24 protein-coding genes and 1 pseudogene are annotated in these 24,924 nt (G+C 60.5%); 11 read left to right on the top strand and 14 right to left on the bottom strand.

Features of this window, described 5'->3' with window-relative positions; translation table 11 throughout:
• Positions 1–8 precede the first annotated feature (8 nt).
• The 3 genes from BJG93_RS28630 to BJG93_RS28620 form a co-directional block, all read right to left on the bottom strand.
• Positions 9–158, bottom strand: a complete 150-nt coding sequence (locus BJG93_RS28630) for a hypothetical protein (protein ID WP_167544169.1) — start codon at positions 156–158, stop codon at positions 9–11.
• A gap of 670 nt (positions 159–828) precedes the next feature.
• Positions 829–1,209 (bottom strand): BON domain-containing protein, encoded by a 381-nt coding sequence (locus tag BJG93_RS28625; protein ID WP_027195421.1) that lies wholly within the window; start codon positions 1,207–1,209, stop codon positions 829–831.
• A 939-nt stretch (positions 1,210–2,148) separates the two neighbouring features.
• Positions 2,149–2,907, bottom strand: a complete 759-nt coding sequence (locus BJG93_RS28620) for an SDR family oxidoreductase (RefSeq protein WP_027195420.1) — start codon at positions 2,905–2,907, stop codon at positions 2,149–2,151.
• Positions 2,908–3,083: 176 nt separating this feature from the next.
• Between BJG93_RS28620 and BJG93_RS28615 the strand changes: the two are divergent.
• Positions 3,084–3,278: pseudogene (locus tag BJG93_RS28615) on the top strand (SAM-dependent methyltransferase); the annotation flags it as partial.
• A gap of 155 nt (positions 3,279–3,433) precedes the next feature.
• Positions 3,434–3,838, top strand: a complete 405-nt coding sequence (locus BJG93_RS28610; protein ID WP_027195418.1) for a nuclear transport factor 2 family protein — start codon at positions 3,434–3,436, stop codon at positions 3,836–3,838.
• A 320-nt stretch (positions 3,839–4,158) separates the two neighbouring features.
• Here BJG93_RS28610 and BJG93_RS28605 read toward each other — a convergent pair whose 3' ends face one another.
• Positions 4,159–5,151 carry an adenylate/guanylate cyclase domain-containing protein gene (locus BJG93_RS28605; RefSeq protein WP_231337545.1) on the bottom strand — a complete coding sequence of 331 codons (993 nt, stop codon included), beginning with the start codon at positions 5,149–5,151 and terminating at the stop codon, positions 4,159–4,161.
• 1,361 nt (positions 5,152–6,512) lie between these two features.
• Between BJG93_RS28605 and BJG93_RS28600 the strand changes: the two genes are divergently transcribed.
• On the top strand, positions 6,513–7,970 hold the full coding sequence (locus BJG93_RS28600) for an NCS1 family nucleobase:cation symporter-1 (protein WP_027195417.1): 1,458 nt from the start codon (positions 6,513–6,515) through the stop codon (positions 7,968–7,970).
• Between the two features lie 550 nt (positions 7,971–8,520).
• Here BJG93_RS28600 and BJG93_RS28595 read toward each other — a convergent pair.
• From BJG93_RS28595 to BJG93_RS28580, 4 genes are all read right to left on the bottom strand, one after another.
• Positions 8,521–8,874, bottom strand: a complete 354-nt coding sequence (locus BJG93_RS28595; RefSeq protein ID WP_027195416.1) for a DUF1428 domain-containing protein — start codon at positions 8,872–8,874, stop codon at positions 8,521–8,523.
• Positions 8,875–9,047: 173 nt separating this feature from the next.
• On the bottom strand, positions 9,048–9,452 hold the full coding sequence (locus tag BJG93_RS28590) for a VOC family protein (protein WP_027195415.1): 405 nt from the start codon (positions 9,450–9,452) through the stop codon (positions 9,048–9,050).
• A 601-nt stretch (positions 9,453–10,053) separates the two neighbouring features.
• Entirely contained in the window at positions 10,054–10,362 is a 309-nt protein-coding gene (locus BJG93_RS28585; RefSeq protein ID WP_456095374.1) for a hypothetical protein, read from the bottom strand.
• Positions 10,363–10,655: 293 nt separating this feature from the next.
• Entirely contained in the window at positions 10,656–11,441 is a 786-nt protein-coding gene (locus BJG93_RS28580) for an IclR family transcriptional regulator (RefSeq protein WP_027195413.1), read from the bottom strand.
• 187 nt (positions 11,442–11,628) lie between these two features.
• Between BJG93_RS28580 and BJG93_RS28575 the strand changes: the two genes are divergently transcribed.
• From BJG93_RS28575 to BJG93_RS28560, 4 genes are all read left to right on the top strand, one after another.
• Complete coding sequence (locus BJG93_RS28575; protein ID WP_027195412.1) at positions 11,629–12,912, top strand: MFS transporter; 1,284 nt, start codon at positions 11,629–11,631, stop codon at positions 12,910–12,912.
• A 4-nt stretch (positions 12,913–12,916) separates the two neighbouring features.
• Entirely contained in the window at positions 12,917–13,363 is a 447-nt protein-coding gene (locus tag BJG93_RS28570) for a type II 3-dehydroquinate dehydratase (RefSeq protein WP_027195411.1), read from the top strand.
• Between the two features lie 334 nt (positions 13,364–13,697).
• Positions 13,698–14,051 (top strand): GNAT family protein, encoded by a 354-nt coding sequence (locus tag BJG93_RS28565; protein WP_231337613.1) that lies wholly within the window; start codon positions 13,698–13,700, stop codon positions 14,049–14,051.
• Positions 13,967–14,269 carry a GNAT family N-acetyltransferase gene (locus BJG93_RS28560; RefSeq protein ID WP_322786938.1) on the top strand — a complete coding sequence of 101 codons (303 nt, stop codon included), beginning with the start codon at positions 13,967–13,969 and terminating at the stop codon, positions 14,267–14,269. Before BJG93_RS28565 ends, BJG93_RS28560 begins: the two co-directional genes overlap by 85 nt.
• Positions 14,270–14,397: 128 nt before the next feature.
• Here the strand turns inward: BJG93_RS28560 and BJG93_RS28555 are convergent, their stop codons facing one another.
• From BJG93_RS28555 to BJG93_RS28535, 5 genes are all read right to left on the bottom strand, one after another.
• Positions 14,398–14,787, bottom strand: a complete 390-nt coding sequence (locus tag BJG93_RS28555) for a VOC family protein (RefSeq protein WP_027195410.1) — start codon at positions 14,785–14,787, stop codon at positions 14,398–14,400.
• 158 nt (positions 14,788–14,945) lie between these two features.
• On the bottom strand, positions 14,946–15,422 hold the full coding sequence (locus BJG93_RS28550; protein ID WP_027195409.1) for a GNAT family N-acetyltransferase: 477 nt from the start codon (positions 15,420–15,422) through the stop codon (positions 14,946–14,948).
• Between the two features lie 1,374 nt (positions 15,423–16,796).
• A complete protein-coding gene (locus tag BJG93_RS28545) occupies positions 16,797–17,171 on the bottom strand; it encodes a hypothetical protein (protein WP_154671736.1) in 375 nt (124 codons plus the stop codon).
• Between the two features lie 27 nt (positions 17,172–17,198).
• A complete protein-coding gene (locus BJG93_RS28540) occupies positions 17,199–17,609 on the bottom strand; it encodes a GFA family protein (RefSeq protein WP_082194523.1) in 411 nt (136 codons plus the stop codon).
• A gap of 286 nt (positions 17,610–17,895) precedes the next feature.
• Positions 17,896–18,312, bottom strand: a complete 417-nt coding sequence (locus BJG93_RS28535) for a MerR family transcriptional regulator (RefSeq protein ID WP_051374258.1) — start codon at positions 18,310–18,312, stop codon at positions 17,896–17,898.
• 103 nt (positions 18,313–18,415) lie between these two features.
• Between BJG93_RS28535 and BJG93_RS28530 the strand changes: the two genes are divergently transcribed.
• Both BJG93_RS28530 and dcm read left to right on the top strand, forming a co-directional pair.
• A complete protein-coding gene (locus BJG93_RS28530) occupies positions 18,416–19,336 on the top strand; it encodes an alpha/beta fold hydrolase (protein ID WP_027195408.1) in 921 nt (306 codons plus the stop codon).
• Between the two features lie 289 nt (positions 19,337–19,625).
• Positions 19,626–20,906 (top strand): DNA (cytosine-5-)-methyltransferase, encoded by a 1,281-nt coding sequence (gene dcm / locus BJG93_RS28525; RefSeq protein WP_027195407.1) that lies wholly within the window; start codon positions 19,626–19,628, stop codon positions 20,904–20,906.
• Positions 20,907–21,355: 449 nt separating this feature from the next.
• On the opposite strand, the gene BJG93_RS28520 is transcribed toward dcm, so the two are convergent.
• A complete protein-coding gene (locus tag BJG93_RS28520) occupies positions 21,356–22,087 on the bottom strand; it encodes a GntR family transcriptional regulator (RefSeq protein WP_027195406.1) in 732 nt (243 codons plus the stop codon).
• A 171-nt stretch (positions 22,088–22,258) separates the two neighbouring features.
• Here BJG93_RS28520 and BJG93_RS28515 point away from each other — a divergent pair, with 171 nt between their 5' ends.
• Complete coding sequence (locus BJG93_RS28515) at positions 22,259–23,479, top strand: pyridoxal-phosphate-dependent aminotransferase family protein (RefSeq protein ID WP_027195405.1); 1,221 nt, start codon at positions 22,259–22,261, stop codon at positions 23,477–23,479.
• Positions 23,480–23,635: 156 nt separating this feature from the next.
• Positions 23,636–24,922, top strand: a complete 1,287-nt coding sequence (locus tag BJG93_RS28510; protein WP_027195404.1) for an MFS transporter — start codon at positions 23,636–23,638, stop codon at positions 24,920–24,922.
• Positions 24,923–24,924 lie beyond the last annotated feature (2 nt).

The following is a 24,924-nucleotide window of genomic DNA, read 5'->3' as shown; positions in this document are numbered from 1 at the left end:
ACGGATCGTCAAACGCTACGCCACGTGCGCGACATCAGGCGACGGCAGAAGGCGACGAACGAATGCGGTTCGCGGGTGTGCAGTACGAGCAGGCCGTCGTAATGGGCGCGCGCTTCCTGCACACGCGGGAATTGCGAAAGAAGGAGGCCGAATTGCATGAGGTGTCTCCGTGCGTCGGTTTCGACGCGCTGGTGGAAAGCCAGCAGACGCGGAGCCCGCGTGTCGGTGCGCGGCGGTGGAGGTCTACTCGCTTTCCTCAGTTGGCAGGACGGGGAAGCGGCATAAGGGATAACTGTCACTGTCCGGCATGGCGGCTCCTTGTCGGTGTTAGCGGGTGCTGCGCTCGAGCGTTCGATGCGTTGACTGTGCAGGTTCGCCACCCACGTTCGCTACGCACATGTTAATCCACGCGAGCGCCAGGCTCGCGATGCGACGCCGTATCAACAGACGGACGCGTTCGAACGCGGCGTTCCTGTCATGCGGATACGACGTTACGTTAGGTGCACGGGGAGAGAGACTGCGGCGCGCACCGTCTGCCTGCTGGCAAGACGGCGGCTAATGAAGAGAGCGCGGACGTCCTGCCAGTCAGGCAGCGAATCTTTTCGAAAGTCGGCTACTGCAGGTGTCCAAGGCGTGAGCCCCATGGGTGATGATGCTTGAATTCTAGGAGTCGCCTTCCGTCGAGGTCAACCTGTTTCTTAAGCAGAGCAGAAAAAACGTGCACCGCGCGACGCTGCGCACGCTGAACGACGTGCGGGTCGAAGCCGATGGAAGGACAAACTCGAACAGGCGGCATCGATCCATCCGACCGATGCCGCCACGCCGTGTTCACTGACTGGCGTGCCGACGCACGGTGAGCCGGTTATGCACGCTCCTGACGCCGCGAACTGATCGCGCGGCGTTGCCGGCTCGCGCAACTTGCGATTCCCGCGGCACCGTGCCGGTCAGCGTGACGATGCCGTGGCGCGCGTCGACATGAATGTTCGCCGCATTGAGGTTCGTCGTGCGCGTGAATGCGCGGCGGACGTCGCGGACAATGGCGCTGTCGGTCCGGTTGTCGTTCCGGTTCGAAGCCGCGGGGGCCGCCTGCCTTTGCATCGACGCGTCGCTCGGCATGCCGCCCGTCTGCGCGTTTGCATAGGTCGCGCAACTCGCGATGGCCATCGCGATCATTGCGCCAAGAATTCTGCTCGCGCCGTTTGTTTTCATTCTTCCTCCTTCGCCGGTTTGTCAGAAACTGCCGTTCGAGCCGCGTGAAGCCAGTGGAGAACAGGCGGTGCAACGCACTGCCGCCTCGCAACGATCAATCGACCGTCGGCTCCGATTATATTCTGCGGCGCACGCGTTAATACCGATAGGTGAGAACGTCCGGGAGCCGCCGAGGTGAGAATATGCGCACCTGTGCGCGCACTTCAGAATTGAAGGTGAGGGAATTCGGGAGACGTCTGCACGGCGCGGCAAGTCGCGGATGTTTCCTCGGAAACTAATCGATCACCATGACGACGCGTTTTTCGCCCATCTGCCCGCGCAGCGCAGAACGGCGATCGTCGACGTGATGAAGAACGTCGTCGCGGTACATGGGCTAAAGCACATGCCGATCGGGCGTGCGCGGCGGTTGCGTTGCGCGAAAGGTGAGTGTTTTCGGGGGCCGCGCGCGGGGGCTCTTTTACAACTAGCCGGCCACGCCCAGGCATGGAACAAACCGCACGGCAAGAGCCTCACGGGAATGCGCGCACGTCCGCCCGTTAGCCATAGGTGAGGATTTTCGGGAGCCGTCGATGCTGTGCTGTCGGCCGCATGCATTGTTGGCGTGCAAAGCGCGCTTTGAGCAGTCGCGATCATTGCAGCCGCCGCACTGACTGGTCGCCGGTCGCGTAACGTAAGTCGTTGAATGTCCAGGCGATCTGCCGCATACGCGGCCGGTATTGGCGAAGCGAACCGGCCGCGTTCAATCAAAGGTGAGAACTTTCGGGAGCGGTGTGCGAGAGCAGCAACGCGCGCCCCGAAACATGCCTTCCAGCGCTCTTTCCCCCGCAAAGGTGAGGTTTTTCGGGAGCAATGGCGGCCGTATCTGACGCCGATCCGCCACTGCTCCATGCCTGAGGTGAGGATTTTCGGGAGCGCAAAAACCCGGCAGCAATTGCCCGCTCAGGCCGATTTCGCGATCTCGCGAATGTCCGCGACCGGCATTTGCCCGAACGCATCGCTGAGCGCGTAGTCGATCAGCTGCGCCGCGGATTGCTCGGGCGTGGACAGTTGGCCGTTGCGCTTCAGGTTTTCGAAGCGCGCACGCATCGGGAATTGTTCTTCGCCGCTGCCGCGAATCTGCGCTTGCATGTCCGTATCGATCACGCCCGGTGCGAGGCTGCAGATGCGCAGCCCGCGATTCGCGTCGAGCGCGACGGCGCGCGCGTGATGATCGAGCGCGGCCTTCGTCGCGCAGTAGATGCTCCAGCCCGGATAGGCATTGCGCGCTGCGCCGCTCGAGATGTGCACGATGCGCCGGTCGGTCGCATCGGCGGCCGCGGCGGCAACAGCGCTCGCGAGCATCAGCGGCGTCGCGACGTTCAGGCTTACCGCGTCCGCGACGTTCACCGCGTCCTGTCCTTCGATGGGCCCGATCGGCTGCACCATGCCCGCGTTGTTGATCAGCAGCACGGTCTGCGCGCCGCGCACGAAGTTGCTCAATGCGTCCGAGCCGATCCATTGTGCGACGCGCGCGGGCTCGGCCAGCGGCAGCTCGATCTCTTCGAGCTGCGCGGCAAAGCGCGCCTTCAGCTCGGCATGCCGCGAGCGCGACAGACCCAGCACCGTGACGTTGCGCGCGAGCAATTGTTCGGCGAGCGCCGCGCCCAGACCACGCGTATGGCCCGTGACGATCGCGCGAATCGGAAAGGAGGAAGGCATGTCGTTCCTTGTGATCGTTGGCTAGCAGAGTCGGCGATTTTCTCACGCCGTGTTCAGGCCGGACGAAAACGCTCGCGATATTGCATCTGCGTCACGCCAAGCTGCTTCCCGCACATCGCCGTTCACTTGCCGAAAGAGTCGCGCAACTCACCTTTTCGCGTGTCTCGATCTCCATGTCGGCGAATCCTTCGGCACGCGACGCCGCCACCGCCTATTGCCTGGGCACGCCGCTGCGCAACGAAATCGAGGCGCGCGAAGCCGGCTTGCTTCAGCTCGCTACGGACCGAGCGACGGAGGCGGTTGCCAACCGCCATGGCGAAGGGCCGGTAGCCGGCAAAATTCAGGCGCATGTGATCGTGGCGGCAGGATAGTGGAGTCTCGGTTTGCTCATATCAAATCAACGTTGATTGATCGCTCGATCGCCCGCGAATCTATCGTGTGTCGCCCGACGGTTCGACTATGATGAATTGTCTGCGGCCCTAACTCCGCAGCGCAAGGCCGCGAACCGGCGATGACGGAGGGGACGATGAGCGAGCAAAGCAACGCGCAACTGGTGCAGCAGGCGTACGCGGCGTTCGGCAGGGCCGATATCGACGGCGTGCTGCAGACGCTCTCCGAAAACGTCGACTGGTTCATACCGGGGCCGACGGACATCATTCCGTTCGTCGGCAGAAGACATGGGCCGCAGGAGGTCGCGGCGTTCTTCGGGATCCTTGCATCGACGCAGACCGCGGAACGGTTCGAGCCGCTCGAGTTCATCGCCAGTGGCGACACGGTCGTCGTGCTCGGCACGCAGCGCTGGCATGTCCATTCGACCGGGAGCACGTACGAGGACGAGTGGGCGCACGTGTTCACGATCGAAAACGGAAAGGTCACGAAGTTTACCGAGTACCACGATACCGCGGCTGAAGCGGCGGCGCATCGACGGTGAGGGCGCCGCACGCGCCCTGAGCCGGTGCGCGAGACGCCCGGCTCGCGCGGATGCCGCCGCACCATTCGCTGGTGAACGACGACTCGTTCTGAGGGGCTCCTGAAAGCGGCCTCTCGCGAACGTCCGCAACTGGCCGAACCCGGTCCGATAGCTGAATTGAGAACCGTTTGCCGGCCCGCAGCGGATGATCGTCGCAAGTCGACCCGATGCGGTCGGTCAGGGGGGGTGCAAAGGGCCGCTTTCGCGCTAATACGGTGGCCTTCGTCTCGGACGCGTCAAGCGACACTACGCAGTCTGTGAGCGTGGCGCCGCGGGCGTAGTCAGGCCCGAGGCATCTGCGCCGCCTTGGACAGCACGCGGACGGGCAGCATGTCATCGCGGCCTCTCAAGCGCGCGGCAAGCTGCGGCAGGCCTGCGGCGGGAACGCCCGCATGCTGGAAGACCCGTTCTGAGACGATCGCCTCGCAAGCGATCTCCTTTGTCAACTGCTCAAGTCTCGAGGCCACGTTCAACGGGTCACCAATTGCAGTGAATGTGACGTGCTCGCGAAAACCAATCTCACCCATCACCGCCCGGCCGCAATGCAATCCGATTCCAAACCGAATTTTCGTCTGAAGCTGCTGCTCCAGCACAGCGCTGAGCTCGTCAATATTGGCTGCCACCAGCGGCACGGCGCTGAGAGCCTGACGACAGGCGGTTGACGGCTCGCTGCTTAAGCCAAATATGGCGAGCACTGCGTCCCCCATGAACTGATTTGGCAGGCCGCCCGCCTGGACTACGGCAGAGCTGACCGCACTCAGGAAGCGGCTGGCCAAGAATATGGTGTCGAACGGTAACTGTGCCGCCGCAAGCCTCGTGGAATCCCGCATATCCACGAACATGAACGCCGCGAATCGCTCTTGCGGCATAACGTCCCGCTGGCGCCGTTGCAAGAAGGCAGTCGATGTTGCCGGAGGCACCATTGGCCACACGGTGAGATCATGGGCCGGTCGCAGTTGGCAGGCGAGGCGCACTGTCTGCGAATCAGCCCCCAGCCGCTCCAGAACGCGACGCTCCGCTTCGGCAGGCGCTGGCAGCGGAACATCGCTGAGCACGCGTACCCGGCACAACGTGCATCGGGCTCGCCCGCCGCAGATGCTGGCATGCGGAACACCGGCCATGCGGCTAGCCTCGAGCACCGAAAATCCGCGCGGCGCAAATGCTTTTCGCCCGTCTGGATACAGAACGCTGAAGCGCCCGATTTGGCGTTCCCGCACCGTGCGCACCAGCCGCGCGGCAAGCACCAGCAGCAGCGCACCGCCATCGAAGAGCAAAAAGTCATTGCGCAGCTCAGCGAGCCAAAGTTTTTGCGGTCTCGTTCCGACGATCGTCGGCCGTGTCGCCGCGGCGCGCCAGACAGGTCTCGCGCGAGCGCGATCACTTCCCGTCCGCCCTGCAAGAAGCCTAGCAGCGCGAGCACCGGGAGCAGGACGGCAGCGCAGAGCAGCAAGCTCCGCCACGCTCCGAACCATGGTTTCAATCGCAACCAAAACCAGATGCCGTAACACCCATGCAGCCAGGCGACCACCAACAGCGTCAACTGCACACCGCCAAAGAACGGTGAATCGATCCAGAACGAGTACAGTTCCTGCGCGTAGCCCTTGTTCAGGCCGAACTCGGCAAAGGCGACCCGCGTATTTGCAAGATGGTTGGCTAGCAGCGGCGGTATGCACAAGCCGAGAACGAGTTGCGCAACCTCACCGGGAGTCCAGTGCAACGAGCGCCGTTCGTACAGAGCCCACAGACCCAGGAAGAAATGCGACACGAGCGCGCTGTACAGAACGAACGTTCCAAGCCATCCCTGCCAGACGTACTTCTGCACAAGCAGATCACGCTCCAGCCATGCGAGCGAGATATTCCCCAGCGCGTGATTCAGAAGATGCGTGCCTACGTAGGTGAACATCACCAGTCCGGTAGTCAGCCGGACCGATCGCACACCGGCCGGCCGCAACCATCGGAGGTAGGGAACGTGTGACATGCTCTAGCTCCTCGCGCCTCGATGCGCACCAATTCTTGCACACCGAACGATTACGCTCCCGAATCGCTTTCCTCCGCAGTGCAGGCACGAGCGTGAGCGCATATTAGTGCACGGTCGAATGGTTCATTGATCGACCTCAGTCGTCATTTAAAGCCCAGCCTTGGGTGGCCGCAATGCGGGATTAAGCTGCCTCTCGTCCCACCGCGCTGAACGTCAGCAACTGGCCGAACCCGGTCCGACAGCAAACTTCGGTGAGGGGCTGAGCACCGCCGGTTGCGTTCGGCGGCACCCGATCCACTTCTGCCATTTGAGATCGCATCTGAACTGACGAACGCCAGCTGTCGCCCGATGCGGGACCATCGGAGGTCAATCACACAGATTGCGAGCGGGACGCAGCAACGGTAAGCGTCGCGCAATTTTATTGATTTGCGCGGTCACATGGACAACAACGACGCATTTGCGATTGCGCTCATTGTGCGTGGGATCGGATTGTTGGCTTGCGCCGACATGCCACTCGATTAGGGTTAACCCATTCAGAGCTGTGCCGCAAAGTACATACAGTTCTTGCATACGAGCTTGCTTCAGACGCGGGGGCATCGCCGCCCAAGGTCGTCTGGCGGTGGTTCCTCATTTCCACGAACTCAAAGGAGACGACAGATGGAAATCCGCAACCCTTCCCCCGGCCTCTACAACGAAGATCTCGCACCCGCCAGGGTGCGCAACTGGGGTGCCTTTAGCATTTTCAACGTCTGGACCTCGGACGTGCACAGCCTCTGGGGCTACTACCTCGCCGCCAGCCTGTTCTTGCTGTGCGGCAGCTTTACCAACTTTGTGCTGGCGATCGGGCTCGGCTCACTCGTGATCTTCGCGCTGATGAATCTGATCGGCTACGCCGGCGAGAAGACCGGCGTGCCATACCCGGTGCTTGCGCGCGCCTCTTTCGGCGTGTGGGGCGCTAACCTCGCGGCGCTGGTGCGCGCCGTGGTGGCCTGCTTCTGGTACGGCGCGCAGACAGCAGCGGCTTCGAGCGCGATAGTCGCGCTGTTGATCCGCAGCACCAGCCTGATGGAGTTCCACAAGGGCACGCACTTTCTCGGCCACTCGGGGCTGGAAGTGATCTGCTACTTCATCGTCTGGGCGCTGCAACTGCTCATCATTCAGAAGGGCATGGAAACGGTGCGCAAATTTCAGGACCTGGCCGGTCCGGCGGTGTGGATCGCGATGCTGATCCTGGCGATCGGCCTGTGCGTCAAGGCGGGCGGCTTCTCGTTCGAGCATGGCATTCCGATGGACGCGCTGCTCGAGAAGACCAAGGACGCCGGCGTCAGCGGCGAACCCGGCTCGTTCTGGGCGCTGATGGCCGTAGGCGCGACCTGGATCACCTACTTCGCGGCGCTGTACCTAAACTTTTGCGACTTCTCGCGCTACGCGAAAAACCGCGACGCAGTCAAGAAAGGAAATCTGTGGGGCCTGCCGGTCAACCTGATTGCGTTCTCGCTGGTCGCCGGCGTCACCACCATCGCCGCCTTCAGGGTGTACGGCGAAGTGCTGCTGCACCCCGAGCAGATCTCAGCCAAGTTCGATAGCTGGATACTGGCACTCATCGCGGCGGTGACCTTCGCAGTCGCCACGCTAGGCATCAACGTGGTGGCCAATTTCGTCTCGGCGGCGTTCGACATCTCCAACACGTTCCCCAGGCAGATCAGCTTCAGGAAGGGCGGTTTCATCGCCGCAGCCATCGCGCTGGTGCTCTACCCGTTTGCGCCGTGGGAAGGCAACGCCGCGCACTTCGTCAACGCCATCGGCGCCACGATGGGCCCGCTGCTGGGGATCATCCTGGTGGACTACTATCTGGTGGCCAAGGGCAACGTCAACGTCGCGGCGCTCTACCAGGAGCACGGCGAGTATCGCTACGAAGGCGGCTGGAACGTCAACGCGCTGGCCGCGGCGGCGGTCGGCAGTGTGTTTTCGACCTTCCTGCCCAACTTCACTAACCTGCTGCCGGCCTGGTGGAATACATATGGCTGGTTCTTCGGCGTAGCGATCGGCGGCGGCATGTACCTGATCATGGCGACGCTGCGGCCGCGTACCGCGATCGCACCTACCCGCGTTTAAGCTCTTTCCATCCCGATCAGGTAGGGTCAAGCACTGGCACGGCACCGCCGGGTGCCTCCCGGAAGCGGGCGGTCGGTCACGATAGTGCGTGTGGCTCGCGAATCGCAGATTTGGCCGACGATCCGCCTGATGGCATCGTTCAAAGAATGGCACCTTCGGCCACAACTTGCCGTTCAGCGAGCCGGGAAATCTGCCGTTGGAGCGGCCGAATTACTCCCGAACCTGACGGACGAGGTACCCGCACAATTCGGCCATTGCTGACGTTCGGCTACCGTCCCTCATCGGGCGGCTGCACGGTGCTAACCGGCCGTTCGCCCGAGCCGGATCCGGAGCGGCGACGCTCACATCGGCGAACGCGTACTTACGACCCGTTGGAGTCACTTATGCGTCACGCGCGACCGTCCGCTGCTAACCAGATACCTGACTTCACAGCTTGCCCTGAGTAGCGTAAGTCCGACAGGAGATTCACGCGTTGCATCGCGGATGTTCAATGCCAAGCCGCGGCGCCGGTTCGCGTCTCAACGCGAACCGGCTCCATGTTTTTCTGCCATCACGCGTCGACGATCACTTCGAAACCGCCATAGATTAGCCGCTGACCGTCAAAAGGCATCGGATCTTTTTCCGGTTGCAGCCGCGGGTCGGCCATTACCGCTTTCATTCCTTCGTCTCGCGACTGATGCGACGGCCAGACAACCCAGGAGAACACCACCGTCTCATCATCCTTGCGCTTGATCGCCATTGGAAACGACGTCACCTTGCCCTCCGGCACGTCATCTCCCCAGCATTCGATCACCTTCAACGCGCCGTGCTCCTTGAAGACGGCCGCCGCTCTTTCGGCGAACTGCCTGTAAACTTCGCGGTTGGCTGTAGGCACGGGGACAACAAATCCATCGACGTAGGTCATTCGCAATCTCCTTTTTCCCATACGGACTATAGGTGCCGGTCGGCAGCGCATCGCAACACGACCGCCCATACGCACGACGAGCGGGGAGTCAAGAAATCGACAATAGTCGATTCCCTTGCACCGATAGCCTGCTTTGACCCTAAGCGGCGCTTTGAGGCATGGCGTCGGCCTGCTCACTTAAGCGGTTGCCCGATGCCGAGCAGGTTGCCCTCGCTATCTCGGAACCAGGCAGCTCTTTCGCCTACCCCACCCTTGGACGGGTAATTCCCTTCTATATCAGCGATCCCGTTTATCGTTTTGAGGCCGGGAAGATCGTATTCTTCGAACGCGACTCCACGCTGTCGCAGCTCACTAACGGTTGCCTGGATGTCATCGACCTCCCAGGCCATTTGTGTATGAGTCCCTGAGGCCGACCCAGACGACTGAAAGAGTGTGAAGTAGCCCCTGCCGCATTTGTAGCGGAAGCCACCAGCCCGTTCTTCCACCGGCTCAAGGCCGAGCCTGCTCGAGTAGAAAGATCTTGCGCGAGCGAGGTCTTGCGCTGGGATCCGAGTTGCGACGTCGCTGTCTTGAAGCATGGAATACCTCTGAGGTCAAGAAAGCCCAAAGACTTTGTTCACTCCGTGCCGCGCAACGCTTCCGCTTTGCGGCCACGGAGTTTCTCTTCAGGAACCAGTTAGTCAGACGGGAACGCACTCATCGCCTTGATCTATCGTAGACCATGCGATACACAAAACAGTTGACCCCCGAATCCGCTTGGCGTCGGGCCACCCGCCGTTTCTAGGCGATGCGATTTGGAAGTACACGTGCACCCGACCTTGTTCGATGAAATCGAACCTTCCTTTGAATCACGTTGAACGACATTCGGTACCACGTGGTCCACAATCACGAACATGGTTCCAAACCGAAGGCTCAAGTGCTCGAGGACGCGCCACGCCTTGTGGGCCCGGGAATGAGTCAGCGACGGTCGTCAGTCGCCGCGCCTCGAAGGTCCGCTCGCCGCGAGCAAGCGGACGCTCGCGACCCGATTGGGAAGGACCGTTCCTGGCCGAACCCGGTCCGATAGCTGAATGGAGAACCGCTTCCGGCCCCGCAGCGGATGATCGTCGTAAGTCGACCCAGAGCGTGTGAAAACGCATCGATCGCCTGAACTGAATCAACGCACTGAAACCGGGTGACTCATGAAGCGATTCGTTGAGCGCCGTTGTTGAACGTCACGCTATTGTTCCTGCCGATCGAGAAGCTGTTCCAGTCGATCACACCGCGTGCCGAACCGGGTTGGGTGATCACGAGGCTGTTGCCCGCGCCCGCTATCGTGCCGGTACCAGCGACGTAATGGCCGCCCTGCGGAAGGTTGCCCGCCGCGAACGCCACGGATGTCAGGCAAAGTCCAGTCAGCGAAATGCCAGTGGCAAGCCAGATGCGTCCGTTGGACTGCTCACGATTCCGTGCGCGTCCCGCGGACCGAGGTTGTTTTGGACGTGACATACAGCCCCCTTTCCGCCTGCATGCGGAATGGCCGTCAACGACCCGCGGAGCCGACCGGAGACGCGTGAGTCGCCGTGTCTGAACAATAGCAATTGGCGTCGCGCATGCATGCCGATATGTCAGCGCTTGGCGCCTTCCTATGGGCTTTTTGTGCCACCCTGTTTGCGGGGCGGACTTGGTGAAGAAAAACCAGGTAGTAGAGCACAGCGGCCATTAGTCCTGTTAGTCGCTCGGCGTGTCATCGGCCGAGCAGACCACGTTCACCGGCCGCAGGATGTCAGTCCGGTTCCCCCTCATCCCTTGCCGAGTGGCGGCCGACTGGGGAATCCCGCCATATTGCTCAACTGGGCCAGCTCATTCGCCGCGTCGCGCAGCAATACTGAGTACTCGTGAATCTTCCCGGGGGTCAGCCGCGCCCGCGGACCGGCCAAACTGATAACGCCGACGCAGCGCGAACCACTTACCACGGGCGCCGCCACGGCTGACATGCGCGGGGCGAACACCTCGTCGATCATCGCGTAACCACGCACGCGCGCAGCGTGCAGGAAACCCAGCAGCGCTTTGATCGTCGTCGGCGCATTGGGTCCGAACTCATTCGGCTGTCCGAAGCCCTGCTTGAAAACGAGTGCGATCGCCTGTTCGTCGGTCATCGTCATGAGCCACGCGTGTCCGGTCGAGGTGCATGAAAGTCGCGCTGCCTGGCCCATGTCGGGATCATAGCGAAAGCCGATGCGCTGTCCGTCCGCCTTACCTACCCAGATAATTGCCTCGCCATCCACCAGCGACAGCCGCGCCAGCTCACCGGTCTGCGCTGCGACGCGTTCGATGATTGGCTGGGCGATATCTGCGATGCCCGTCAGGCTCAGGAATTCGAGCCCGTTCGACGTCATCCGCATGGTCAGAATGTAGCGGCTGTGATCGACCAGTTGCCTGACATACCCGCCTTCAACGAGCTCGGTGAGCAGGCGGTGACACGTGCTGCGCGGTAGGGACAAGGCATCGGCAATGGCCACTAGGCCTGCGCCTTCGCCGTGGGACGCCAGCAAATCGAGAATTCTCAAGCCGTTTTTAAGCGACATTTCTCGTCAATTTCCATCATGTGCAATGCAGTTCCGGTGCGGAACGGCCCGTCTTTGCAGCGCAAACAATAGCAGTTGTTCGTCGCCAGAACGAACGTTTCAACATGTCCAGAATTCAGGAGACAACATGTCATTTTTTGCTGATTCAGACCTCGCTGCGGAAAAACAGTCCGCGCAGGCTCACCTGATGGCGCGTCGGGCGGTGGCCGGCGCAACCGTCGGCACAGCGCTCGAATGGTTCGACTTCGCGTTGTATGGGGTGGTCGCGGCCACGATCTTTCCAAAGCTGTTTTTCCCGTCGCTCGATCCGACCGCCTCGCTGCTCGCGTCGCTGGCGAGCTTCTGGGCCGGACTCGCCGCACGCCCGCTGGGCGCGGTAATCTGCGGGATGCTCGGAGACCGTTGGGGACGCCGCAAACTGATGCTGGTCACTGTGTCGGTGATGGGGATGTCGTCGTTCCTGATGGGGTTGCTGCCCACTTACCACCAGGTTGGTATCCTCGCGCCGACTTTGCTGGTGTCGCTGCGCATCATTCAGGGTTTCGCGCTTGGCGGTGAATCGACGGGCGCGCAACTGATGGCGGTGGAGCATGCGTCTGCTAACCGACGTGGGTGGTATTCGGGCCTGCTCGGCATTTGCTCGCCACTCAGCCAGATCCTCGCCAATTTCTCGCTCTTTACGCTGGCCGCCTTGCTTTCGTCGGACGACTTCGACTCCTGGGGATGGCGGATCCCGTTCCTCGCAAGCTTTGTCCTTGTGCTGCTGGGCGTCTACATCCGCAGGAAGGTTAGCGAGACACCGGCCTTCGAGGCGCTCAACAAGAGTGGCCCGCGCGCACGCGCCGCCAATCCGCTCGGCATCGTGTTCAAGTACCACTGGCGCACCGCTCTTCGTCTGACGCTGTTCTTCTGCGGCCCCGCCGCGCTGTTTTATCTGATCGTGGTTTTCTCGCTCAGCTACCTGACGAAACACCTCGGTGTACCCAAGCAGACCGGTTTCATGCTGTTGATGGTTGCGAATGTCTGCGCCATCGGGGGCGCGCTGGTGGGCGGTTATCTGAGCGATCGGATCGGACGCAAACGTGCGCTGATGATCGGCTCGTTCTGCACGCTAATCTGCTGCCTGATCTATTTTCCGATTCTCAACCAGAACTCGATCGCCATGACGATGGCCGTGATGGGCGCGTTCCTCGGCTTCACACAGTTCCAGAGTGGCATCCAGCCGGTCTGGTTCGCCGAGTCTTTCCCGACCGAGGCGCGCTATACGGGGTCCGCACTGTCGTACTCGGGAGCCAACCTGCTCACCGGCGGCCCGATGCCGATCGTCGCCGTGGCGTTGCTCAATGCCTTTCACGGTTCCCCGTGGGCCATCGTAGCTGTTTGTGGCTCGCTGAATCTGCTCTCCTTCCTCATGATCGCCGTATCCCGGGAAACCAAAGGCACTGCCTTGGAACGCTCCTCTACACATTGAAACCATGACTCGCAAACTCTACATCCTCAATGGCTCCAATCTGAACATGCTGGGCGCAAGGGAGCCTCACATCTATGGCACCACCACGCTCAAGGACATCGAACAGAACTGCCTGACACTCGCCGACGCGCTCAAGTTCGACTGCGTATTCCGTCAGACCAACAGCGAAAGCGAGCTGATCGACTGGATCCAGGAAGCGTTCCTGCAGGACGCCGCGCTGATCATCAATCCGGCCGGCTTTTCGTTCGGTCGTATTCCGGTGCTCGACGCGGTCAAGCTCATCCAACGGCCGGTAGTGGAATTGCATATCACCAACATCCACAAGCGTTCGGAAGAATATCGCCACTCGACGATCTCGGTGGCGGCCACTGCGGTGATCTGCGGGGCAGGAGCGAACGGATATTTGCTAGCGATCCGCGCGATTGAAGATCTGTGGGGCAACCAGACTTGAGCCGGTCCCTCAATTGATGAAGCACGCGGGCTCACTGAGGGAGCCCGCTTCGGCCAACATACGCGCATCGGGCATCGGCTGGTTTCGGAGAGCAGACCGGCCATTCGAGTGACCGTTGCATGGTTCTGGCGAGTGGCAGAAATTGGCCGATCCTTGCCCGTCGTCCTGTCGCAGGCGATCGCCGCAGTCACGCCTCGCCCGTCGGACCGTGATCGACCCAAGCAGTCGGCTGGCTCTTCCAGCAGCGGACATTGACTAGTGCGTCGCCAGCCGAACTGTTGACGAAAAATCTCCGACTGAACATACTCGTACGCCCTCATCAACGGAGAACAATGTGGGGAGTGCTCTTCCCGATACGCTACCTCAAATCTCAACGGCACGCCTGAAACTTGCCCCGGCTTGTGAGCAGTTCGTGCGTGAGGTGCAGGGATACTGCACTGAAAATCGCGCTCATTTGCAGCCTTGGGAGCCTCTTCGAGCCGACAGCTTTTTTGAAGCAGAATCAGTCGCGCGGCGGCTGTCCGCGATGGCGCATAACAACGCGTCAGGACACGCAGTGCATCTGTTATTAATCTCGCCGGAAAACGGAGAGATGGTGGGAGAATGCAACTTCACCAACATCGTGCGCGGGCCCTTCCAGGCATGTCACCTTGGGTTCTCGCAAAGCGGTTTGAAGGGCACGGTTTGATGCGCGAAGCATTGACGCCAGCGATCTCCTATATTTTCGATCAAGTCGGATTGCACAGGGTAATGGCGAACTTCAGGCCCGAAAATGTTCGTAGTGCACAGCTCCTAGAGCGGCTAGGGTTCGAGCGCGAAGGGCTGGCTCGGTCCTATCTAAGAATCAATGGGGTATGGGCCGACCACGTGCTCACATCGCTGTTTAACGAAATTGCAGCACATTGAACAGAATTCGCAGCGTTCGTTGCCGCCTTTCGACTTGTAGTTCGAAAAACTAAGCGTGCGGAGCCGTCCGTGAGTGCCGGCATGAATGCTTGGAACGTTAAGCCGGCATCCGGTTGCACTACGGTGCATTACGAGGACCACACCGCGTTTTGCATGACGACTCGATATCCATCGGGGTCTGCGAACGTTTGGCCCGACACGTCCCAATAAGGGTTGAACGACGTGACGCGAACGAAGCCGTTGTCGACAAGCCGGTCGCATGCCAACTCCCACTCTTCTCGGTCCGGAGCATAAAACACCAGCAAATCCTCATGCGTCGGTGAGGCCGCTACCGGGTGTTCGCGGCATTGCGTGAACTCGAAGTGATAGTCCATCCCGGAACGTCCGACCATGACCCCATCGAACCCCTGATGATCTTGGAATCGTGCCAGCACGACCAGGTCGAGGGCCGCGCAATACATGCTTTCAGATCGGGAAATGTCGCTGACAGGTCTGGCGATTCGGAGCTTTGCTTGCATCGAATGGTTAGATAGGTCGTTGGTTTGGGGTTTTCGAACAACTGATTTGCGAGGATACGTCGAACCAAAACTGTCGACAATTTATGCGGCCTTGTCGAATGACCGTTCCTAGCCTACCGCTGCCCGACACGAGTAGCAGTCGTCGGCCCGGGGGCAACCTACACCGGGACGGCGAGACGCTTCGTCATCGGCACGCAAGCCAATTCCAGTCCACGCGCGGTGCGGTACGTCGAAACCGAATCGCCCGACCAACCGCAGCGACGATAGAAAGGTGCCGCGTTCAGCGTTGCATCGAGGTGCATCGTGGTAACGCCGTGATCGCCGGCCAACGATTCGAGAAATTGCAGCATCTCACGCCCAATGCCACGCCCCATGTGAGAGGGCCGCACAAAGATAGCGTCGACTTGGCCATTTGCCGCCGTGAGCATTCCTGTACCAATGACTAGTTCCTCATCCGTGGCAACGTAGAAGTCACGTTCAACGACGCTGGCCCATTTTTCGGTCGGCGTGCCGTTGACCCATGCCGAGAGAGTCGCTGCGGGATAGTGATCGGCGCATGCGGCATGCACCGATGTTTTACGAATATGCCACGCGTCGAACACGTCTTCGCAGGTCGCTTTTCGTATGGTCAACATGGCGCGCTCCTCGACTCGATGGGCCAAGTCGCCACGTCCGAAAGATTCCGAGAAACGGGATTGCGCTTTTTATAATGCATGCATTCACTCCTATTTGCGCCAATGCAATTCGGAGCGAATGAAAAGACGCGGCCCCGTCATGACTGGCGGGGCCGTTGAGAAAGTCTACATGTGATCTTGGAACGTCACGACTCCCACGGCTCGCCGTCGGCGGTCATGGTGCACATCATGAAGTTGAGAGCAGTGCGGTTCATAAAAGCATATTGCCCAACGAAAACGACGCAGTCAATGACGGCCTTCCGATTGTCAACAATCTAGGGGGCGTGCCGAATGTCCCAAATTGGCCGACATCGCCTTACGCAACAGCGGGAAGAACAGCTCGGGGGCGCACGATATGCAACTGGCATAAACCGACCCTGAACGGAACTTCGCAGTTCTCCAGAGCGAACGCCCACTGCGAGCTAAAATGCCAAACGCGTCTTTTTGGAGAACCGCATGAACAGGGGACTTTTGCTTCTATTGGCCTTGAGCGTCCTGCTAGTGATGTTTGGGCTTTATCAATTCCACTGGCAAGGCGTGAATTTTTGTAACGGCAAAGGCGGCAGATTCGTTTGTAGCCATAGCAAATGATGTCCGGATCTATCGCCCCCATTTGATATCGTGCATTCAGCTTTCGATACGCCCTTCTAATCGCCGACGACTTTCCTGAGGAAGTCGAATGACCGAACTGGCCCGGACCGAGTCTTCGGGATGGAACCGATAGCCTTGCCGGTCAACCGCCGCGCCCTAGTAGTATGCTTTTTGTAAGTGATCGTGCGATACGCACTGTCGTTTGTCCAAACACGAACCCGCCAACGCCTGCACCGATCATTCCTCCGACGATCCGATGGCCCGCAAACGCACCGAGTGCCAAACCCAATCCGGTGCACATGACGCAGGCTAGAACACCGGCCCATGTCTGCCAATGCCGCCATGTGCAGCGATAGGCACGTCGCCAATTTATGCGTCGATTGCTTGCGGGTAGACTCGCGAGTTCGGGAATGCTCTTCAACGTCCCAAAAATTGTCATCGCCAATTCCTTCGGTTGATTCGCGGCATGAAATTGTCGACGATCTTCGCCCCGCTGTCGACTGACCGGTCTTGGCCGCACACAGTCCCACGCGCCGGTCGACGTTGTTCGCCCCGGGGCCACACTTCATGCAACGGGCATAATCGACCCGTTACGGCCAGTCAGAATTTCCGGAAGCAGACGTTATGCATGATTTGCGCCTTGATGGGCCGCGCGGACCGAGCTCTCCGATCCATCACATAATCCAGCAGCTGTCGTCAAACCGATCGCGAGCGCCCCATGCAGCGGACATACCGTGGTAGTTGTCATTGCGAGTCAGTGAGGTTTGAAGCCCACATCGATTTCAGCGAGGGCACAGGAAAATGCGACTGTAGCTTCTGCGGCAAACTGCGGCTCTGGCTCGTCCAGGTTGGCCCGGAAAAATCCGTTTTACTTTCCGGCGAAAGCACACTCACGCAATACGAAGGGAAAAACCGGTAGCCCATCATCCGTTTTGCAAACAGTGCGGCGTCCACGTGTTTGACCGCGTCGATATGCCAAATGGAACGGGCGACCCGTACATCAACGTGAACACTATGTGCATCGACGACTTCGACTTGAGCGACGCCTTGAATGCACCGATCTCCTACGCCAATGGTCTGGCGAATGACTGAGCCAATCCGCCTCTGGAAACGCGGCATCTTTGATTGTCCTCGAGGCGCGTAGTCTCAGGGCGCTCTTCCGGAGTGTTGAGCGATTCCAGGTTCCCGGGCGTCTAGCTGATATCGTTCCGAAGTGAACTGAGCGAATTCGGCCCGGAATTGCGAAGGTTCATCGAGTGTTCCGGCATAGATCGTCACGATTTCCGGTGCGTGATGCGGTGTGCCAAAGAGCAGGCTACCGCAATGCGCACAGAAACTTCGCGTTGTAGGCATCCCGCTGCCGCCGGTTATCGTATGAGACCTGACTTCTCCTTCGAACGAGAATTCCGAAGCACGCACGACAACGACTGGCAAGCCCGCTGATCCCGATGCGCGCTGGCAATCCCGGCAATGACAAATGAGCTGCGCCAGCGAGGCGCCGGCAGCCTGATATTGCACGCTGCCGCACAGGCAGCGTCCTTTCCAGGAATTTGACATCGAACTGCTCCCTGACTCGAATTGGATCACGGCGCAATAACAAAGCCATTGTCGCCGATCTGAACGGCCCGGTCGAACATCCCTTGTTGGCCGCGCGCTGCCTCGTGCCGCATGCATACACCGCCTGAACCTCGCAAGGCTGCGATCGACAGCAGGCGACCCTGAACCGCCCTTGGCGTCGCTCGATCGAACGTCGGCTCAGCGGGCGAAAGCCGCCGCCTTTGGCTTCGACTTTGCTAGCCGTACCTGCCGATAGTTCAGCCCGAGACTGTGACGCAAGTATCGCCTAGCGCGGACGCCGTTCTCGCTGCCCCTCTCCGCGCTTTTCCCGATGGTCAAGGTGCAACGTTTCGTTTGTGTCGATCGCATGAAGCAGACTCGCGAGAGCTCGTCTGCTCTCTTCGAGGTCGTGCAGTTTGCCGTCGAGCTTTTCGACTTCACGCCGCAACGCTGAACGTGCTTCGGCGCACGGATGGAAAACTGGCTTCGCACCGAGCACGCAGGGTAGCAACAGGCGGATGCTGCTTATCTTCAATCCTGCCGCGCTGAGCACGCGGATGCGGTGTGCCGCATCCAGCTCTTCAGGACCGTAATCGCGGTAGCCTGAATCGGTCCTCTTCGGTTTGAGCAAACCTTCGTGTTCGTAGTAGCGCAGCATCCGCTCACTAACGCCGACTCGGCCAGCCAGTTCTCCGATACGCATGACATCTCCCAAACGATACGCTTGACCTTGACAACGCTGTCAGAGTTTAGCCTTGTTCGACCGGCGACGTTACTCGCCGCTCCATTTGCGAGGGAACTTGTTTATGACGCCATCCAATGACACGTTTGACGGAACGTTTCCGTTTGCACCGCGCTTTAACGACGCTGCCGGTTTTCGCATGCACTATGTCGATGAAGGGCCCACTTGTGGAGAGGTGATCCTGTGTCTTCATGGGGAACCCACCTGGAGCTATCTGTTCCGCGGTTTGATCGCGGCACTGTCCGGTAGCTACCGTGTGGTGGCGCCCGACCACATGGGATTCGGCAAGAGCGAGACCCCGGTACACCGCACCTACTGGTTGCAGGATCACGTCGACAACATCGAACGATTCGTGCTTGAGCTTGACTTGAACGACATCACTCTTGTCATGCACGACTTCGGCGGCCCCGTCGGCATGGGACTCGCGGCGCGACATCCCGACCGCATTCGGCGAATCGTAAGCACGAATGGCCCGACTCCATTTGGTCAGCGAACGTTATTCGAGAGATTGAACGCGAATGCCGCAGTGTCCCCATGGTTCCAGTGGATCGTTCGCGCAGAGTCGCAAGGCCGCCTCGAGCCCGTGCTTGGCGAACTTGGCTTCAATATCCTAAGTACTCTCAAGCTCAACGGATTCGAAAACCATGCGCGCATCAACGATACGTGGTTGCGTGCCTACGGTTCACGTTTCGCCGTACCGGCCGACAGCGCCGGAGCGATTGGCTGGGCCAAAGGTTTCGCGATCGGCGCGCATCGCTTCGAAGTTCCTGACGCTGCTGCGCTCGCCGCTATCCGGTCGAGGCCGGCGCTTGCAATTTGGGGCGATGCCGACCGAACGCTGGCCGCAGAGCATTTCTTGCCACTGTTCAGCGAACTGTTTCCCCAGGCGTCGATCCACCGGCTCACGGGAGTCGGCCATTACAGCCTTGAGGACGCGCCCCAGGAAATCGCCAACCTTATCGCCGCATTCCTGGAGGCCCACTGACGATGCTCAGACTCACGCAAACCTTGAGCGGCGCGACTGAGCACCGCCACCTTCGCACGTGTCTGCGCTCCCGAAAATCGTCACCTCGCTCTGCGTTTGTCTCCGTGATTGGCGATTCTCGACGACCCTGTCGCGCGTTGCGACACGCCCTGCCGCTCAGCCTCGACGGAAATACGTTGCTTCGGTCTGGCGGTGTGCCGAGCGATACCCGTTCTCGTCATAAAAGGCTGGACTAGCGGAAGGCTGCCGGCCAGAATGTCCGTCAAAATACCCAGCGAGAAAAAGCAACATGACAACGGCGGATTCGCATGACCTGCTCACACAGGCACTGAAGCTATACACACAAGGCGAAATTGCTGAGCGGATCGGAAAAAACGTGCGGACAATCCGCCGGTGGGAGGCGGACAAGGCTCGCTGTCCGGTTATCGCAAAGGCCGCGTTACGCGAGATGCTGGAGGCAAAGAATCGGAAAGCCGGGATCGAGCACGAACCGGCATTCCGGTTCATCGACCTTTTCGCGGGCATCGGCGGTATACGGCGGGGCTTCGAAGCGTTCGGTGGACAATGCGTCTTCACGAGTGAATGGAACGAATTCTCGAAAAAGACGTATCAGCAGAATTACGGTGATAACGACGAGCGCCATCAGTTCATCGGTGACATCGTTTCTTTTTCTGAGCGAGCCGTCCCGGCGCACGATGTGCTCCTTGCCGGATTTCCCTGTCAGCCGTTTAGCATTGCCGGCGTGAGCAAAAAGAACTCGCTCGGCCGTCCGCACGGCTTCGAATGTACGACCCAAGGCACCCTGTTTTATGACGTTGCTCGCATCATCGAAGCGAAGCGACCCGCAGCGTTCCTGCTGGAGAACGTGAAGAACCTCGCCTCGCATGACCGGGGCAACACCTTGAAGACGATCTTGGCAGTGTTGCGCGACGAACTTAAGTACGACGTCAAGTTCAAGGTCATTGACGGGCAGCATTTCACGCCGCAGCATCGGGAGCGCATCGCGATCGTTGGCTTCAGGGAGAAAGCGGACTTCACCTTCGATGACTTGAGGCTTCCGGCTGAAGGGCCGCGCCTTGCGTCGATCCTGCACAAAACTGATCGTACTGAACCTCTGCTTACACACGATGGCGACCGTTTCTTCGATCACGCCGCAGGCAAGGTACAGTCCAAATACACGCTTACCCCGAAGCTATGGGCGTATCTGCAGGCCTACGCCGAAAAGCATCGCGCGGCGGGAAATGGCTTCGGTTTCGGGCTGGTGACGCCCGACAGCGTCACCCGCACCTTGTCCGCTCGCTATTACAAGGACGGTTCGGAGATTCTGCTGTCACAGGGCAAAGGCGAGCGTCCTCGACGGCTTACACCGCGTGAGTGTGCGCGCCTGATGGGATTTCCGGACGACTTCCAAATTCCTGTCAGCGACACTCAAGCTTATCGCCAGTTCGGCAACAGCGTCGTGGTTCCCGTGATGCAGGAGGTCGCCCGCATCATGATGCCGTTCGTGAAGGAGCTTCTTGAACAGGAGCGCAACGGGGCACAGCAAAGGCTTCCACTGCTGGTCGAGTAATAGATGTCGTTGACGGTGCGGCCGCAGCCGGATGATATCCGGCATTCGCGGGCGCAACGCGCGAGCCGTGCTGTCGATGTTGGCGTGGATCACATGACTAGCCGCGCCGCTGCGCGCTCGCGCATCCTCGAACGATAGGCGTGCCGCATCAAACACTTGGCGCGCCTGTGCGCAGGTTGTCCACAAGCTTGTTCCCAAATTATGTGGACAACTGCACGCATAGGTCGGTGCGGGTGAGACGGCATCCTTGCGAAGTCAGCTAGCCAGTAGCACGGACCCCATAGCGACGCGCACTGCCTACGCGTGCACCGAGCGCGGATAGTGCTCACGCTTCAGGCACTTAAGCTCGCTGTGCGGAGGTTGTCCACAGGCTTGCCAACAATTTAGGTGGACAAGTTTTGCTTGCTGGCGCAGTGGCGCGGCGGCCGACGCCGCGTGAATCGTCCGCATCACGCCTTCAACCCGGAGGCCGAAGTCACCACGTCCTTCTGCACCTGCAACTGCAAAACCGCATCCCGCTTATCGAGCAGATGCTGCCGCAAAATCGCGCTGAGCTTCTTGCCGTCGCGAGCCTCGAGCGCCTTCAGCATTTCATCGTGATCGTGAATCGCGCGGTCCCACTTCGGCGTCTGATAGTTCGAGCGAAACCGCAGCGCCTGCAGCCGCCGGTTGATCGACACATACGTCTGCCGCAGCGCCGAATTTCTCGCCGCTTCGTTGATCTTGTCGTGGATCGCCTGGTTGCGGCTGTAGTAGCCCGGCAGATCGTTCTGCGCGCGGCATGCGAGCATCGCGTAATGCAGTGCCTTGATCTCGGCGAGTTCGGACGCGGTGATGCGCTCAGCCGCGAGTTCGCCCGAAAACGCTTCGAGGCCGCTCATCAATTCGAAGGTTTCGCGCACTTCCGCCTCCGACATTTTCGACACCGATGCGCCCCGGTTCGGCGAAATCTCGATCAGACCTTCGGCCGCCAGCACCTTCAGCGCCTCGCGCAGCGGCGTGCGCGAAATGCCGAGCGTTTCGCACAACTCGCGCTCATTCAGTTTTTTGCCGGGCTCCAGCGTCCCCTCGACGATAAAGCGGCGAATGTGCTCCACCACCGTATCGTGCAGGCGCTGACGCTCGACCTTCGGCATCAGCGGGGCAGCGCTTACACCCGCGTCGACATCCGAATTTTGCATACAAAAATCCTCAGCTGTAGTGAGTCGGATTTTATCGGAAACGCATCGATTAGTTAATCGCTGCGCATCTACGCGGGTAAACACGGGCCCACGCCGCCCATTTTTGACTTGGGCGCGTCACCGTTCCTCTGATATAGTTTTTTGCATGCAAAATTCAATCGGAGGAGCCCGATGCTCAAGCTAGATTTTCATCCCGCCGGCCGTCACTTCCTGCAGATTCCGGGGCCGAGTCCAGTGCCCGATCGCATCCTCCGCGCGATGAGCTATCCGACCATCGACCATCGCGGCCCCGAGTTCGGCGAACTCGGTCTGAACGTGCTCGACGGCATCAAGAAGATCTTCAAGACGCAGCAGCCGGTCGTGATCTATCCGGCGTCCGGCACGGGCGCATGGGAAGCCGCGTTGTCGAATACGCTCAGCCCCGGCGATCAGGTGCTGATGTTCGAGACCGGCCACTTCGCGACGCTGTGGCAAAAGATGGCCGAGAAGCTCGGCCTGAAACCCGAATTCCTTGGGCTGCCCGGCATAGAAGGCTGGCGGCGCGGCGTGCAGCCGCAGATGATCGAAGAGCGTCTGCGCGCCGACACGCAGCATGCGATCAAGGCGGTCTGCGTCGTGCACAACGAAACCTCGACCGGCGTCACGTCCGACATCGCCGCCGTGCGTCGCGCGATCGACGCCGCGGGCCATCCGGCGCTGCTGCTCGTCGATACGATCTCCGGGCTCGCGTGCGCTGATTATCGTCATGACGAATGGGGCGTCGACGTGACCGTGTCGGGCTCGCAAAAGGGCTTGATGCTGCCGCCGGGCATCAGCTTCAACGCGATCTCGCCAAAGGCGATGGCCGCGAACCAGCACGCGAAGCTGCCGCGCAGCTTCTGGGACTGGGCGGAAATCGTCGAGATGAACAAGTCCGGCTACTGGCCGTACACGCCGAACACGAACCTGCTGTACGGACTGCACGAAGCGATCGAGATGATTCTCGGCGAAGGGCTCGACAACGTGTTCGCGCGTCACGAGCGGCTCGCGGAAGCGACGCGCCGCGCGGTGCGCGCGTGGGGGCTCGACATCCAGTGCGCCGATCCCGCCGTCTATAGCCCGGTGCTTACGGGCGTGATGACGCCCGACGGTGTCGATGCGGACGCGGTGCGCAAGCTGATCTACGAACGCTTCGACATGTCGCTCGGCACGGGCCTCGGCAAGATGAAAGGCCGCATGTTCCGCATCGGCCATCTCGGCGATTGCAACGATCTGATGCTGCTCGCGACACTGGCCGGCTGCGAAATGGGTCTGCGGCTTGCTGGCGTGCCGCTTGAGCAGAGCGGCATGCCGGCCGCGATGGAGTGGCTGAGCGAGGCACCGAAGACGCCGGGGTTAAAGGCCGCGGCTTGATTGTCGGGCCGCAGGGAGCGCTTCCCTCATCGAGCCGCGCGCAGAACGCGGCCAGAACAACATGCAAGGCGTCCATAGCGGCTCTCGCCGCCGACGGGCGACGGACGCAGCGCGCCACTTCAGGCGCGCCGTCGACACATGCCATGGAGAGAGACGATGAAGCGGTTTCGTTTGACCAGTGCGACCAGTATCGTTCTAGTGATGCTCTGCATCATGTACTTCATCACCTACCTCGATCGCGTGAACGTCAGCACCGCGGCCGCGGGTTTCGGCAAGGAATTCAATCTCACGCATACGCAGGTCGGGCTCGTGTTCTCGGCCTTCGCGTATCCGTATCTGCTGTTTCAGGTGATCGGCGGCTGGGTCAGCGATCGCTTCGGCGCGCGACGCACGCTGCTGTTCTGCGGCGCGATCTGGGGTCTCGCGACGGTGCTCACAGGGTTTGCGGGCGGACTCGCTTCGTTGCTGGCCGCGCGGGTCGTGCTCGGTTTCGGTGAAGGCGCGACGTTCCCGGCTGCAACGTCGGCGATGTCGCGCTGGGTCGCCAAAGAAAAGCGCGGCTTCGCGCAGGGCATCACACACGCGGCGTCGCGAGTCGGCAATGCGGTCGCGCCGGCACTGATCGTACTCGTGATGACCAACTGGGGCTGGCGCGAATCGTTCTTTATCTGCGGCGGGCTGAGTCTGGTGTGGGTGGTCATGTGGGCGGTCACGTTCACCGAGCATCCGAAAGATCATCCGCGCATCACGCCCGACGAACTCGCCGTGCTGCCCGCGCCGAAGCCGAAAACCGCCGGCCTGCCGTGGGGCAAGCTGTTTCGCCGCATGACGCCCGTTACGATCGTCTACTTCTGCTACGGCTGGACGCTGTGGCTGTTCCTGAGCTGGATTCCGCTGTACTTCCTGCATAACCAACATCTGGAATTGAAGAAGTCGGCGATCTTCGCGTCGGTCGTGTTCTTCGCCGGCGTGGTCGGCGACACGCTGGGCGGTATCGTCACCGATGCGATCTTCAAGCGCACCGGCAGCCTCAAACGCGCGCGCAGCTGGATGGTGTCGGTGTGCATGCTGTTCTGCCTGCTGTCGCTGATTCCGCTGATGTTCACGCACGACCTGACGCTGTCCATCGCGTGTCTCGCGTCGGGCTTCTTCTTCGCCGAGATGACGATCGGTCCGATGTGGGCGATCCCGATGGATATCGCGCCGGACTTCGCCGGCACCGCGAGCGGCATGATGAACACGGGGTCGGCGCTCGCCGCGATCATCTCACCGGTGATGGGCGGTTTTCTGATCGACTACTTCGGCAACTGGGATCTGCCGTTCGTCGGCAGCATGTTGCTGATGGGCGTCGGTGTCGTGCTCGCGTTCCGCATGCAACCGGAGAGCCGCTTCGAACTGGGCGCGTCGGACAAGGCGCATGTGTCCACCAGCATGGGCATGTAAAA

It is taken from the genome of Paraburkholderia sprentiae WSM5005 (assembly GCF_001865575.2).
Classification (GTDB): Bacteria; Pseudomonadota; Gammaproteobacteria; order Burkholderiales; family Burkholderiaceae; genus Paraburkholderia; species Paraburkholderia sprentiae.
Note: the sequence above shows the minus strand (reverse complement) of the source record. Positions and strands in the feature narration are given on the sequence as shown.